This is a genomic window from Halomonas llamarensis (assembly GCF_023555005.1).
Classification (GTDB): domain Bacteria; phylum Pseudomonadota; class Gammaproteobacteria; order Pseudomonadales; family Halomonadaceae; genus Vreelandella; species Vreelandella llamarensis.
The window spans coordinates 62,968-77,608 of sequence record NZ_JAMJPJ010000005.1; the positions used below are offsets into that span (position 1 = coordinate 62,968).

Genomic DNA, 14,641 nt, shown 5'->3' on the forward strand with positions numbered 1-14,641 from the left:
AATTAGACGCTCAATTCGTCCGTCAAGCGCTCGCGTAACTGCTGTTGGCGATCCGGGTCGGTCAGTGGTTTGCCTGCTTTGGTGGTGATGAAAAAGACGTCTTCTACGCGTTCACCCAGGGTGGCAATTTTAGCCGCCGAGAGGGCGATACCTTGCTCCATGAAAATGCGTCCGACGCGAGCCAAAAGGCCGGGGCGGTCCGGTGCGCTGAGTTCTAGCATAGTGCGGTCATTGGCCGGATCCTGTTCGATCAGCACTTCGGTGGGCACCTTAAAGTGCTTAAGTTGGCGCGGCGTGTGGCGGGAGACGATATCGGGGTAGTCGTCTGGGTCATCGAGCTCTTCGACTAGGTGACGGCGCATTTCTTCTATGCGTTCCGGTTCACAGATGGCCTGGCCTTGGTTGTCCAGTACTATAAAGGTGTTGAGTGTCCAGTTGTTGTGAGACGTGGCAATGCGCGCATCGTGAATCGAAAGCCCGAGCTGCTCCATGGCCGCAGCGGTAGCCGCAAAGAGGTCATCCACCGAGCGCGTGTGGATAAATACCTTGGTGCCACCTTCGGACATGCCCTTTGTGGGGGCGCTGATTAACACCAGTGGCAGGTGAATGTCGGTGTGGCCCATGATGCCTTGGGTTTGCCAGGCAATTTCGCTGGGCGCGTACTGCAAAAAGTAGTCTTCGCCGAGCGAATCCCATAGCGGGTCGATCTGTTCGGCGTCAATGCCGATGGTTTGCAAAAGCGAACGGGCTTCCATGCGGGTTTCGCGCACCCAGTCATCACGGTCGGGCGGGTTTTTTAGCCCGCGACGCAACGCGCGCTTGGTTTCGGAGTGGAGTTGGCGTAACAGCGATGCCCGCCAACCGTTCCATAGCGTGGGGTTGGTGGCGTTGATATCGGCAACCGTGAGCACATAAAGGTAATCCAAACGCGTTTCGCTGCGCACGACGAGGGCAAAATCGCGAATCACATCAGGGTCGGTGATATCGCGCTTTTGTGCCGTCATCGACATCAAAAGGTGCTGCTCAACCAGCCAGCTCACAAGGTTGGTGTCGTGGGTAGAGACGCGATGGCGTTTGCAGAAATGCGCGACATCTTCCGCGCCGATCAGCGAGTGGTCGCCGCCGCGACCCTTACCGACGTCGTGAAAGAGCCCGGCAATCCAGAGAAGGTCGAGCTTGGGCAGCTGCGGCATGATAGCCGCGGCGACTGGAAATTCTTCTTTGGCCTCCGGTTTGCGGAAGCCGTGGAGGAATTTGAGTAACCGCAGGGTGTGGGCGTCCACGGTGTAAATATGGAACAGATCGTGCTGCATCAGCCCCACTGCGCGACCAAATTCGGGCAGATATTTGCCTAAAATACCGTAGCGATTCATCCGCCGCAGCTGGCGCGGCACGTTGCCGGAGGAGCGTAATAGCGTCATAAAAAACCGCTGGTGAAGCGGATCTGCGCGGTAATGATCGTCGATCTGGTGGCGATGGTCACGGATAAGGCGGATGGTGTCGGCGCGCACGCCTTCGATCTCAGGGTGTTGCGCCATGAGCAGAAAAAGCTCCAACATCGCTGAGGGTTTATCTCGGAAAAGTGTCCGCGAGCGGACTTGAATATAGCCGCCCTTGGTCTCAAAGCGCTCGTTGAGCTTAGCGGTTTCCAAGGTCTCTTGGCCACGCAGGATCACTTCGTCAAAGTGCTGCAATAGCATGTCGTTGAGCTGCGCAAGGGCTGTTACATGGCGATAGTAGCGCTTCATGAACTGTTCGACCGCGAGGCGCTCAGGCGTGTCGCGAAAGCCGAACAGTTCGGCAATAGTGCGCTGGTGGTCAAATTGAAGTCGGTCTTCAGCGCGGCCGGTGAGCATATGTAAGGCGTAGCGGACTTGCCATAAGAATGCTTGGCCTTGGCTTAAAATACGCAGCTCCGCATCGTTCATAAAGCCATTGGCGACGATATCGGTGTACTGTTCGGTGCCGAAGTGGCGCTTGGCGACCCAGCCGATCATTTGGATATCACGCAAGCCCCCAGGGGAGCTTTTGAGGTTAGGCTCTAAATGATACTCGGAGTTGTTATAGCGGTAGTGGCGAGCGATTTGCTCTTGCCACTTGGCTTCAAAGAAGCGATCCGCTGGCCAAAGACGTTCGGGGCTAAGTCGCTCACGCATGGCGTCACGCAGGCGCTCGGGTCCCGCGATTAAGCGCGATTCCAGCAGGTTAGTGATTACCGTGACGTCAGCATCGGCCTCGCGTTCGCAGTCATTGAGCGAGCGCACGCTATGGCCGATTTCAAGTCCAATGTCCCATAAAAAGGTAATAAACGCGGTAAGCGGTTCGCGGTAGGGTGTGTCGTCGTCGTGTTCCAAAAGTAGCAGTAGGTCGATATCCGAGTGCGGGTGCAACTCACCGCGCCCATAGCCCCCCACGGCGACCAGGGCGACGCCATCATCGGGCCACTCGTGCTGCGCCCACGCCATTGCCAGCAGTTGATCAAGGTACCAGGCGCGCCCGCGTATCAAGTCGCGAATATCCGCGCCAGCGCGAAATTTTTCGTCCAGCCCCGCTTGCAAATCCTGTAGCGCCGCTTTAAACGGAACGATCGGTGAGCGAGAGCCGGCCAATTCGTCGCGAAAAACGTCGAGATCAAGGAGCGATGTGTCCGGCTCGAATCGGTAGTGGTGAAGTAGCATGGGCCGCCTAGAAGTTGTGCGTTCGGTGAATGCGTTAGGCGTTGAGAAAGCTGAAATCTTCATCGCTGCGCGCGGTGAGCACTTCTACGCCGTTGTCGGTAACCAGCAGTGTATGCTCCCACTGAGCGGAGAGGCTGCGATCTTTAGTGACCGCTGTCCAGCCGTCGCGCAATACCTTGGTTTTGTAGTCACCGACGTTGATCATGGGTTCGATGGTAAAGCACATGCCCGTCTTCAGGGTAATATCGGCATCCGCGGCGTAGCCGTCGTAGTGCAAAAACTGTGGCTCTTCGTGAAAGTCAGCACCAATCCCGTGGCCGCAGAAATCGCGTACTACCGAGTAGCCGTGGGTCTCTGCGTGGTGTTGAATCTCACGCGCTAACTCCGACAGGCGCACGCCTGGCTTTACGCGCGCAATGCTTTTATACAGGCTCTCCTGGGTCACGCGGCTCAAGCGTTCGCCCTGAATGGTATCGCCCAGCACAAACATGACGCTGGAATCGCCGTGGTAACCTTCAGCGGTTTTGACAGTGATATCCAAATTCATGATATCGCCGTTTTTGAGTTTTTTGCCGTCGTCGGGAATGCCGTGGCACACCACATGGTTGATGGAGGTGCAAGTTGCCTTGGGAAAGCCATGATAGTTTAGCGGTGCTGGTGTAGAGCCGAGTTCTTTGACGATGTAGTCGTGGCAGCGGCGGTCAATCTCACCGGTCGTAACGCCCGCTACAACGTAAGGGGTGATCATCTCAATGACGCTGGCGGCTTGACGGCCAGCGTTGCGCATTTTTTCGATTTCAGCGGGGGTCTTGATGGGAACGTTCATGAGCACTCGTTACCTTGGAAATGGGGCATCCGTTGCGCCAGTATAAAGGCTTGGCAGCAATAACGGGAATGCGGTGGTGAAAGTGGCGGTTAAAGTAGCAGTGAAAGTGGTGATAGCTTCATCTTGGCAGCGATCTATGGTATAAAGCCGCGCGCTTTCCTGCAATCGCCCAGCCGTTTTTGCTTGAGGTTAATGGAAAGGCACAAAGGCATGGCGCAATGGTGCGTGATGCTGCTAACAGAAAGCCTTAAATCACACATGCACCGTCACATGGTCCCGGGTGCCTTTGAACGCAACGTCTGAGCTTATATCAAGCGTCGTGTCTCTGGTCGGATCCATGGGGTGTGTGGAGGCCTAACCCGAGTTTTAGGAGTTTTACCATGGCACACGTGAATATGCGTGACCTGCTCAAAGCAGGCGCTCACTTCGGTCACCAAACCAAGTACTGGAACCCGAAGATGAGCAAGTTTATCTTCGGTGCGCGCAACAAAATCCATATTATCAACCTTGAGCACACGCTGCCGGCGCTGAATGAAGCAATCGACGTGGTTGAGAAAATGGCGGCATCCAACAACAAAATTTTGTTTGTTGGTACCAAGCGCAGCGCTAGCAAGATCATTAAAGAAGAAGCCAACCGCGTAAGCCAGCCGTTTGTCAATCACCGCTGGTTGGGCGGTATGCTGACCAACTTCAAGACCATTCGTGTGTCCATTAAGCGCCTGCGTGAACTCGAAGCGATGCATGAAGACGGCACGTTCGAGAAGTTGACCAAGAAAGAAGTCTTGATGGCAACACGCGAGCAGGACAAGCTTGAGCGCTCTGTGGGTGGTATTAAGAACATGGGCGGTCTTCCAGACGCACTGTTCGTGATTGACGTTGACCACGAGCGTATCGCGATCAACGAAGCCAATAAACTGGGCATTCCGGTCATCGGCGTTGTCGATACCAACTCCAACCCCGATGGCGTCGATTACGTGATTCCGGGCAACGATGATTCCATCCGCGCGATTCAGATTTACGTGAAAGCCATCGCGGATTCCTGCGGCCGCGCTAAAGAAGGCCATCCGGACGAGTTTGTTGAAGTCGCTGGGGACGCCGCGGATACCGAAAGCAGCGCTGCTGCCGAGTAATAGGCCGCATAAGATGGGGTGTGAATATATTCCATCGCGTTAGGAGGGGGCCTTATGCCCCCTTTTTTCCCGCTTTGGCGGGCCTTATCTCCAATTTCTAGACTCATTTAGATCAGAGGTGAATCCTTATGGCAGCTATCAGCGCCTCTCAGGTAAAGGAACTGCGCGAACGCACCGGTCTTGGCATGATGGAGTGCAAAAAAGCACTGACCGAAGTCGACGGTGACATCGAAGTTGCGATCGAAAACCTGCGCAAGAATTCTGGCCTTAAGGCCGCGAAAAAAGCCGGTCGTACCGCTGCAGAAGGTGCCGTGGTAACGCGTGTTTCTGAAAGCGGCGACTACGGCGTTATGGTTGAGATTAACTCCGAGACCGATTTCGTTGCTCGTGACGATAACTTCATTGCGTTTACTGACAAAATCGCGGATGCCTTTTTTACCGCGAAAAACGAAGATGTCGCTGCGGTAATGGAAGGCGACCTGGAAACCGCTCGCGAACAGCTGGTGCAAAAGATCGGTGAAAACATCGGCGTGCGCCGTGCTGTTGTCATCGAAGCGGGTGAAGGTAACCTCGTCGGTGCATACGTTCACGGTGGTCGTATTGGCGTTTTGACCGTGCTCAAAGGCGGCACTTCTCAAGCTGCAAAAGACGTTGCTATGCACGTTGCGGCAATCAACCCGACGGTAGCGCTTCCGGACGAAATGCCGCAAGAAAAGTTGGACGAGGAAAAAGCGATCATTCTGGCTCAACCGGACATGGCCGGTAAGCCGGAGCAGATTGCTGAGAAAATGGTTCAAGGTCGCTTGAAAAAGTATTTGGCCGAGAACAGTCTCACCGAACAGCCGTTCGTTAAAGACCCGAGTCAAACGGTAGCTGAGTACGTGAAAGCGGCCGGTGGCGAAGTTCTTGGCTTTACGCGCTTTGAAGTCGGCGAAGGCATTGAGAAAGAAGAAGTCGATTTTGCTAAAGAAGTGATGGAACAGGCTGGCCGCAGCTAAGGTCATAGGTTCCAAGCAAGTGGGCGTGCGCGCAAGCGCACGCCTTTGCGTATCCGGCACTTGTGCTTGCTTAGCGTGCGTTAACGCTATTGTGATGTGCGCCAACGCTTAAAAAGCAAGTGCAGGAGCCACCCGCCAATTCGGCGTAGGTCTGCCTTGTTGTTAAAGCCTTACGTGTGGTTAAAGCTTTAGGAGAGATGCCATGTCCCGCGATGCTGATGAGCCCCTTGCCTCGGTTTCCCCCAGCAAAAAAACGGAGGGTTCGAAATCGAAGTCGAAGTATAAACGTATTTTGCTCAAGCTTTCGGGTGAAGCCTTGATGGGCGAGCACGAATTTGGTATCGATCCGGCTGTACTGGATCGTATGGCGCTAGAAATTGGTCAGCTAGTTGGCATCGGCGTCCAGGTGGGGCTTGTGATTGGTGGTGGTAACCTGTTTCGCGGTGCTGCGCTTAATGAAGCGGGTATGGATCGCGTGACTGGCGACCATATGGGGATGTTGGCGACCGTAATGAATGCATTAGCGATGCGTGATGCGCTAGAACGCTCTAATATTCGCTCGCGGGTGATGTCGGCGATTCCCATGAGTGGGGTGGTGGAGCATTATGATCGTCGCACGGCGATTCGTTATTTGACGTCGGGCGATGTCGTGCTTTTCTCTGCCGGTACCGGCAACCCTTTTTTCACCACGGACTCCGCTGCCTGTCTGCGGGGTATCGAAGTGGATGTCGACGTCGTAATCAAAGCCACTAAAGTCGACGGTGTTTATAATAAAGACCCGGTGAAGTACACGGATGCGGTGAAGTATGAGCAACTCTCTTACGATGATGCGCTGGACCAAAAGCTTGGTGTGATGGATTTGACCGCTATCTGCCTGGTACGTGACCATGATATGCCAGTGCGGGTATTTGATATGAATAAGCCTGGTGCCCTGCTAAACCTGGTCGTTGGGGGCAAGGAAGGCACGCTGATTGATAGAGGGGAATAACGTGATTAAAGAGATTAAGAAAGACGCGCAGGCACGCATGAAGAAAAGCGTTGACGCGCTGCATACCAACTTTAACAAGATTCGCACTGGGCGCGCGCATCCGAGTATTCTCGATGCCGTGACCGTAGACTACTACGGCGGCCAAGTGCCGCTAAGCCAAGTGGCCTCTATCAACGTAGAAGACGCTCGCACGCTGTCCATCTCTCCGTGGGAGCAAGGCATGGTGCCCAAGATTGAAAAGGCGATCATGACCTCGGATCTAGGCCTCAACCCGGCAAGCGCCGGTACTGTCATTCGCGTGCCGATGCCGATGTTGACCGAAGAAACGCGGAAAGGTTACATCAAGCAAGCGCGTAGTGAAGCTGAACATGCCCGTGTGGCCGTGCGTAATGTGCGCCGCGACGCCAATGGCGATTTCAAGTCGCTGCTTAAAGATAAAGAGATCACCGAAGATGATCAGCGCCAAGGCGAGGAAGAAATTCAAAAGCTCACCGATCAGTATGTTGCTGAAATCGATAAAGCATTAGCTGCCAAAGAGCAGGACTTGATGCAGGTGTGATGTTGACGCCTTAGTCACGGGCAGCGTAGCTGCCCGTTCGGCTTTTTTTGCCGGTGAGATGAACGATCTTTGGTGCGATATTTTATGACGTTACCGCAGCCTCCGGATAAACAGCCGGCGAATGTAAATACGTGCTCATCGACTGAGTTTTCAGCGACACAATCTGCTCAGTTAGCGCTGCTTCCAACTCATGTTGCCATCATTATGGATGGCAACAACCGCTGGGCGCGTTCGCGTGGGCTTTCGGGTGTGCGAGGTCATCGGGCGGGGGTCGAGGCAGTAAGGGCGGTTATTCGCCGCGCGGTTGAGTGTAGGGTTGAAACGCTGAGTCTTTTTGCCTTTTCCAGTGAAAACTGGAAACGTCCTGCGGCTGAAGTCAACGCGCTGATGGAGCTCTTTTTGATGGCGCTCAAGCGTGAGGTAAAGAAACTTCACGAGCGCAATATTCGCCTCACCATATTAGGTGAGCGTGAAGGGTTCTCACACGCGATTCAAAAGCATATTCAGCGCGCGGAAACGCTGACGAGTGAAAACACGGGAATGCACTTGGTGATTGCAGCCAATTATGGCGGTCAGTGGGAAATTGCTCGTGCGGCACGGGAGCTGGCCCAGCAAGTGGCTGATGGTGAGTTGACAGTCGCCGAGGTGGATGAAGCACGTATGGATCAAGCCATCCACGTAAGCCAAATGCCGCCAGTCGACTTGTGCATTCGCACAAGTGGTGAACAGCGTTTATCCAACTTTATGCTTTGGCAGCTAGCGTATGCTGAGTTGTACTTTTCGCCTTTGCTTTGGCCAGATTTCGGTGCTGATGCATTTGATGCCGCGTTAGCGGATTTTAGCCAGCGTAAACGACGTTTTGGTATGACCGACGAGCAATTGTCTTCGGCTCCGTCGTCAGCATTGTCGCCAACAAAAACAGAGGCGCAGGGTGCTTAAACAACGAATTATCACCGCAGCTTGGCTGGCACCGCTGGTGTTGGCGGGGTTGTTCGGTCTTCACGGCGGTGCCTTCGCTTTTTTTACCGCTGCCATCGTGCTGATCGGCGCCTGGGAATGGAGTAACTTGGCGGGTGTTCAGCGTTTGACTCACCGGGCGATCCTTGTGGTCGGGGTTGGCATCTTGATGTTGCTGCTGTGGCGAAGCGATGCCGTTTTTTCGCCCTGGCCGTTATGGGTAGCCGCTGCTGGTTGGCTGGTGAATATTTATTGGGTGACGCGCTATCCAGAGGCGTTGGTACAGTGGCGCTCCACGCCGAGGCGTTTGTTGATGGGGCTGTGGGTGCTACTGCCGTGCTGGGTCGGTTTTAATGTGCTTCGCGAAAGCGGCGGTGTGTGGCTACTGTTTGTCTTGCTGCTGGTGTGGGCCGCGGATATGGGCGCCTATTTTGCCGGTCGAGCGTTGGGTAAACGTAAGCTTGCTCCTCACGTAAGCCCGGGCAAATCATGGGAGGGCGTTGCGGGTGGGCTTGCTGCCACGCTAGTGCTGGCGCTGGTATTCAGCGTTTGGCAAGGTTTAAGTTGGAGCGGTGGTCTTGTGCTCTTGATGATAACGCTCGTGGTTACAATGGTATCGGTGTTGGGGGACTTATTGGAAAGCATGCTGAAACGCTACCGCGCGATCAAAGATTCAAGCCAGCTGCTGCCTGGGCATGGTGGTGTGCTGGACCGTATCGATAGCCTGTCTGCCGCCATTCCGCTATTTGCCCTACTTTATACGTTGGTGCCTAACTTATGAGCCACCCTCAACGTGTCACCGTATTAGGAGCGACTGGCTCGATTGGTACCAGCACGTTAGATGTCATTGCCCGTCATCCAGAGCGTTACCAGGTGTATGCGCTGACGGCACATACCTCCCGCGATGCGCTGTTGGCTCAGTGTGTTGAGCATCGCCCCGAGGTCGCTGTCATAGCGCACGATACCGATGCACAGTGGCTGCGTGAGGCGCTTTCTAAAGCGCAGGTGAAAACGGAGGTGGCCGTTGGTGAGCAGGCGTTGGTAGACGTTGCCCGTGAAAGTGCCGTGGATGTTGTGATGGCTGCTATTGTCGGCGGTGCTGGCCTACTGCCTGCGCTTGCCGCTGCTAGAGCGGGCAAGCGTGTGCTGCTCGCCAATAAAGAAGCGCTGGTGATGAGCGGTGCGTTGTTTATGCAGGCAGTAGAAACAGCGCAGGCGACGCTTTTACCCATCGATTCTGAACATAATGCGATCTACCAGTGTCTACCTAGCGAGCATCGTGGAGGGCTCGCGCGTCACGGGGTCTCGCAACTTCTTCTTACGGCGTCTGGTGGGCCATTTCGTACCTGGAGTCGCACGGCACTGGCGGACGTCACACCTGAGCAGGCATGCGCCCATCCTAACTGGTCGATGGGGCGAAAAATTTCCGTCGATAGCGCCACGTTAATGAATAAAGGTTTAGAGTTGATTGAGGCGTGCTGGCTGTTTGATGCCGCGCCTGAACAGATTCAAGTCGTGGTGCACCCACAAAGTGTGATTCACTCCATGGCGGCTTATCACGATGGCTCGGTGCTGGCACAGCTAGGTAACCCGGATATGCGCACGCCGATTGCTTATGGCTTGGCTTGGCCGGAGCGTATTGATGCAGGCGTTGAGGCGCTAGATCTCTTTCAGGTCGCCCGACTCGACTTTGAAGCGCCGGATGAGGTGCGTTTTCCCTGCTTGCGGCTGGCGCGTGAAGCCATGCACCAAGGCGGGAGTGCGCCGGCAATTTTAAACGCAGCGAATGAAGTCGCCGTCGAGGCATTTCTGGCCAAGCGACTAGGTTTTAACGCTATTGGTGACGTCGTGGCAGCCGTCTTGGACGATCAGCCTGTTGAGCCAGTCCATCATCTAGAGACCGTGCTCAATGCCGATCAGCACGCGCGCCGCACTGCCGAGCAATGGGTTAGACGCTATACATGCTAAGGTCTGCGCATGCTAAATACCCTGCACGAGAGTATCGCTATGCGCGCAAACCAGCGGGCGACCAGCAAGAACTGAGGAGATAAGCGTGGGCCTGATACAAAATATATTAGCGGTTATCGTGGTGCTGGGCCTTTTGGTGACGTTTCACGAGTTTGGTCACTTCTGGGTGGCACGCCGCTGCGGTGTGAAAGTGCTGCGCTTTTCAGTCGGTTTTGGCAAACCTCTGTGGTCCCGCACCGATCGTCACGGCACGGAGTATGCCGTGGCGGCGATCCCGCTTGGCGGCTACGTCAAAATGCTGGATGAGCGCGAAGCCCCTGTGCCTGATGGGGAGCTTAAATACGCGTTCAACCGCAAAAATGTCTGGCAGCGTGTGGCCATTGTGGCGGCAGGCCCGTTGGCCAATTTTTTGTTGGCAATTGTTGCTTACTGGGCGCTTTTTGTGGCCGGTACGTCAGCCGTAGCGCCGCTTGTTGGTGACGTTTTATCGGGCTCTCCGGCGGAGCAGGCAGGTCTTGAGCGTGGCGCTGAAATTGTCGCGATTGAAGACGAGCCTGTACGCGCTTGGGACGAGATCAACCTTAAATTGGTGTCTTTGATCGGCCATAATGGTGCGCTGAGTATTGAAGCACGTCCTGAAAACGCCACTGCTTCGCAGCGCTATACGCTGCCAGTGGATGACTATCTGGTACGCCAAGAGCCACCGCAACCGCTGCAAAGCTTAGGGATTTTTCCGTGGCGGCCAGACTTTCCGGCGGTTTTGGGCCAAGTCATGGGCAGTGAAGCGGCGGCCGCGGCAGGGTTGCGTTTGGGGGATCGTATTGTCGCGGTGGATGATAAACCGGTCGATGACTGGATGGCGTTCGTTAATGTGGTGCGCGGTAATGCAGGAGAAACGCTTGATGTGCGTATTGAGCGCGACGATAGCGAACAAACTGTCTCGCTTACGCCAGGGCGCAACACGTTAGAAAACGGTGTTGAAGTAGGTTACATCGGCGCTGGGGTTGAGCCTGTTGAATGGCCGGAAGAGCTGCGCCGTGAAATACGCTATGGCCCCGTTGAAGCGGTGGGGCAAGCGTTTAATAAAACCGGTGACATGGTTATGTTGACCCTCGATGCCATCCGGAAAATGTTGGTGGGGCTGATTTCACCGTCGAACCTATCGGGGCCAATTACCATCGCGCAGATTTCGGGAGACTCCGCGCGCGCCGGCATGGAAGCATTCGTCGGCTTTCTCGCCTATCTTTCTATCAGCCTGGGTGTACTGAATCTGTTGCCAATCCCTGTTCTCGATGGCGGCCATTTGCTTTACTACCTAGTGGAAATTGTCCGCGGGCGCCCGGTATCAGAGCAGGCGCAAGCGATTGGGCTACGTATTGGCTTGGCGATGGTAGGAACGTTAATGATAATGGCGCTCTATTTTGATTTGATGCGCCTGTGGTGATCACGCGTGTAGCGAGCAGCTGGCTTGTCAGCTGCCTGCACAAATGTATAAGGTGCCTGTCGAGACACGAAGGCAGACTAACGCGAGCGAATTGACTGCATGAAAATTAAGACCCTGGGAGTGGCGGCATTCCTGTTGGCAACAGCGGGGAATGTCCAAGCAGAATCTTTTGACGTTTCCGACATTCGTGTAGAGGGGCTACAGCGGGTTTCTGCCGCCTCGGTCTTTAATGCATTCCCCGTGAATGCAAATGATCGTGTTGATGACCAAGCGCTTGCGAAAGCAGCGCGCGAACTATTTGCTACCGGCTTGTTTGATGACGTTTCATTAGCGCGTGAAGGTGATGTGCTGGTGGTTCAAGTTGTGGAACGCCCGACGATTGCGCGGCTGAATATTAGCGGGAATAAGCAGATTTCCGAGGACGACCTGCGTCAAGGGCTAGAACAATCCGGCCTGTCCGAAGGGCAAGTGTTGCAGCTGTCTACCCTCGAAGAGATGCAACGTGAACTCGAAGGCGTCTATCAATCGCAGGGCCGTTACAGCGCACGGATTGATGTTGACGTGAAAGAAGTCGATGAAGGCCGCGTTAAGGTCAATATCGATATCGACGAGGGGGGCGTGGCGAAAATTCGTCAAATCAATATCGTTGGCAATGAAGCATTTGATGATGAGACCTTGCGTGATCTGTTTGAGCTAGAAGACTCGCCGGGTCTGTTTTTCGGCTGGTTCTCAAGCGACGAGTATTCGCGTGAAGCGTTATCCGGTGATATTGAGCGGTTGCGCTCTTACTATCTTGATCGCGGCTATGTGAACTTTGAGATTGCCTCCACTCAGGTATCTATTGGGCCTGAGAAAAACGATATTTTTATTACCTTGAACGTTAATGAAGGTAGTCAGTTCCAGGTGGGTGATATCCGTTTCAATGGCGATCTGCAAATCGCTGAGAGCGAAGCGCGTGATCTTTTAGAAGTGCAAAGTGGTAACACCTTCTCGCGCAGTGATCTTAATGCCTCGACAGAAGCGTTACGTCAGCGTTTAGGTACTGAAGGGTTTGCCTTCGCCGACGTGGAGGGTATTCCACAGGTGTCTGATGATCGCAGTAAGGTGGATTTGGTCATTGGCGTTGATCCGGGGCAGCGCACGTATGTGCGGCGCATTGAGTTTGTCGGCAACACTACGACCCAGGATGAAGTGTTGCGCCGTGAGATGACTCAAATGGAAGGCGCGCCCGCGTCGACCGAAGCGATTACTCAGTCGCGACAGCGCCTGCAACGGCTGGGCTTTTTCAGTCAAGTGGAAGTCGACACCCGCCGGGTGCCGGGTGAGACAGACCAACTTGATGTGACCTATAACGTTGAAGAGCAACCTTCCGGTTCAATTTCTGCCAGCATTGGTTTTTCGCAAAGTGCCGGGGTTATTTACGGCGCATCGTTGTCGCAAAAAAACTTCCTCGGTACCGGTAACCGCGTCAATGTTGGCGCTCAGCGAAGCGATACCTTTACCAGTATCAACTTCGGCTTTACCGACCCTTACTGGACACTGGACGGAATTTCCCGTGGGTATAATGTCTTCTATCGTGAAACCGACTACGAAGACTCTGATGTTTCTACCTTTTCAACTGACGCGTACGGCGCGGGAATCAATGTTGGTTACCCGATTAGCGAGCTATCGCGATTAAACTTCGGTGCAAGTGCTGAAGATACCACGGTAAAAACGTTTTTCGATACGGCCTCAGAAATTGAACGCTATGTCATGGACGAAGGTGACAATGCCCAAAGCGTTAAGCTGACGGGAAGTTGGACACGCAATAACCTTAACCGTGGAATGATGCCAACTGCAGGCAGCTATCAGCGTGTTTCATTAGAAACGGCCGCCCCCGGCAGTGATGTTAGCTACTATAAAGCGCGCGTCCGCGCGCAGCAGCTATTCCCTATTGATGACGATCATCTGTGGGCCCTCAAGTTCAGTGGTAATTTAGGCTACGCTGACACGTTTGGCGGTAACGACCCTTATCCCTTCTATGAAAATTTCTATGCTGGCGGCTTAGGGTCGGTGCGCGGCTTTACCTCCAATACGTTGGGGCAGCGCACCACACCGCAGCGTGAGGGGGGGCGCGACCGTACCATGGGGGGGAATGTCCTGGTGGAAGGCAGTGCCGAGATGATTTTCCCAATGCCCTTTATTGAGGACCAAAGTGCACTGCAGTCATCTTTGTTTTTCGATGCGGGGAATACCTTCCTGACATCTTGCTACGACGTGCTAGAGGATGATGCGAATCGTCAGCGCTGCAACTCAGGTGTGGAACTGGGGGACTTGCGCTATAGCGTGGGTGTCGGTCTATCTTGGTTAACGCCTGTTGGGCCGCTGACCTTTAGCGTAGCAGAGCCGATGAATGACGAAAGCGACGATGATACGCAGTTCTTCCAGTTTTCTTTGGGGCAAACGTTTTAAGGCATAACTCAGAGTGAACCCAGTGGCAGCTGGGTTTGCTTACTCAGCGCCCCTTGGTAGAGACAAATGCTTTGGTTGCGATATATACCGATAAAATTCAGGAGTGAATAACATGCGTAAACTTATAGCGACAGTATGTTTGATGGGCGCGATGATTCTGCCAGCACATGCAGCCGAGGTCGCGGTGCTGGATTGGCGGGCCGCGCTGATGAACACCGAGGCGGCCCAGGTATCATTGAATCAATTAGAAAATGAAGTGGGCGAGCAACAGCGTGAAGCGCAAAGTTTAGGCCAAGAGCTGCAGTCACTCCAGCAACGCCTAGAGAGCGAGGGCGAGCTGATGTCTGATGCCGAGCGTGAGTCAATGATTCGTGAGCTGCAGCGAAAAGGTAGCCGCTTTGAGCAGCTACGCCAACACGTTGGTCAGGCTCAGCAGCGCTCAGAGCAGCAGTTTTTGCAGCAGGCGGAGCCCACCCTTGAACGAGCCGTGGATCAGGTCATTCAACGCCATGATATTGATATTTTGGTCGAGCCTCAGGGTGTGTTGCACTCATCAATGGATCTGCCCAACCTGACCGATGAAGTGACGCAAACCTTTAATTCGCTGAATTAATCACGCCAGAAAGGTTAATGTCGTTGAGA

General features: G+C 54.3%; 12 protein-coding genes. 10 read left to right on the forward strand and 2 right to left on the reverse strand.

All coding sequences use genetic code 11. From position 1 onward, the window contains the following. Positions 1 to 2: 2 nt before the first annotated feature. On the reverse strand, positions 3 to 2,678 hold the full coding sequence (locus M8006_RS05130; protein ID WP_250080389.1) for a [protein-PII] uridylyltransferase: 2,676 nt from the start codon (positions 2,676 to 2,678) through the stop codon (positions 3 to 5). Positions 2,679 to 2,712: 34 nt separating this feature from the next. Continuing rightward, positions 2,713 to 3,504 (reverse strand): type I methionyl aminopeptidase, encoded by a 792-nt coding sequence (gene map / locus M8006_RS05135; RefSeq protein ID WP_250080390.1) that lies wholly within the window; start codon positions 3,502 to 3,504, stop codon positions 2,713 to 2,715. Between the two features lie 380 nt (positions 3,505 to 3,884). Between map and rpsB the strand changes: the two genes are divergently transcribed. From rpsB to M8006_RS05185, 10 genes are all read left to right on the forward strand, one after another. Continuing rightward, the gene (gene rpsB, locus M8006_RS05140; RefSeq protein ID WP_250080391.1) at positions 3,885 to 4,634 is read left to right on the forward strand and encodes a 30S ribosomal protein S2; all 750 of its coding nucleotides are present in this window, start codon (positions 3,885 to 3,887) and stop codon (positions 4,632 to 4,634) included. 128 nt (positions 4,635 to 4,762) lie between these two features. Next, the gene (tsf, locus tag M8006_RS05145) at positions 4,763 to 5,632 is read left to right on the forward strand and encodes a translation elongation factor Ts (protein ID WP_250080392.1); all 870 of its coding nucleotides are present in this window, start codon (positions 4,763 to 4,765) and stop codon (positions 5,630 to 5,632) included. A gap of 202 nt (positions 5,633 to 5,834) precedes the next feature. Continuing rightward, positions 5,835 to 6,620 (forward strand): UMP kinase, encoded by a 786-nt coding sequence (gene pyrH / locus M8006_RS05150; RefSeq protein WP_250080393.1) that lies wholly within the window; start codon positions 5,835 to 5,837, stop codon positions 6,618 to 6,620. Between the two features lies 1 nt (position 6,621). Then, on the forward strand, positions 6,622 to 7,179 hold the full coding sequence (gene frr / locus M8006_RS05155; protein ID WP_250080394.1) for a ribosome recycling factor: 558 nt from the start codon (positions 6,622 to 6,624) through the stop codon (positions 7,177 to 7,179). A gap of 84 nt (positions 7,180 to 7,263) precedes the next feature. Beyond that, positions 7,264 to 8,118 carry a polyprenyl diphosphate synthase gene (gene uppS, locus M8006_RS05160; protein WP_250080395.1) on the forward strand — a complete coding sequence of 285 codons (855 nt, stop codon included), beginning with the start codon at positions 7,264 to 7,266 and terminating at the stop codon, positions 8,116 to 8,118. After that, positions 8,111 to 8,917, forward strand: a complete 807-nt coding sequence (locus tag M8006_RS05165; RefSeq protein WP_250080396.1) for a phosphatidate cytidylyltransferase — start codon at positions 8,111 to 8,113, stop codon at positions 8,915 to 8,917. The genes uppS and M8006_RS05165 overlap by 8 nt, the downstream gene beginning before the upstream one ends. After that, a complete protein-coding gene (gene ispC, locus M8006_RS05170) occupies positions 8,914 to 10,104 on the forward strand; it encodes a 1-deoxy-D-xylulose-5-phosphate reductoisomerase (protein ID WP_250080397.1) in 1,191 nt (396 codons plus the stop codon). The genes M8006_RS05165 and ispC overlap by 4 nt, the downstream gene beginning before the upstream one ends. An 85-nt stretch (positions 10,105 to 10,189) precedes the next feature. Next, positions 10,190 to 11,548, forward strand: a complete 1,359-nt coding sequence (gene rseP / locus M8006_RS05175) for an RIP metalloprotease RseP (protein WP_250080398.1) — start codon at positions 10,190 to 10,192, stop codon at positions 11,546 to 11,548. 99 nt (positions 11,549 to 11,647) lie between these two features. Further along, entirely contained in the window at positions 11,648 to 13,999 is a 2,352-nt protein-coding gene (bamA, locus tag M8006_RS05180; protein ID WP_284046937.1) for an outer membrane protein assembly factor BamA, read from the forward strand. A 112-nt stretch (positions 14,000 to 14,111) separates the two neighbouring features. Then, positions 14,112 to 14,612 carry an OmpH/Skp family outer membrane protein gene (locus M8006_RS05185; protein WP_250080399.1) on the forward strand — a complete coding sequence of 167 codons (501 nt, stop codon included), beginning with the start codon at positions 14,112 to 14,114 and terminating at the stop codon, positions 14,610 to 14,612. Positions 14,613 to 14,641: the final 29 nt, after the last annotated feature.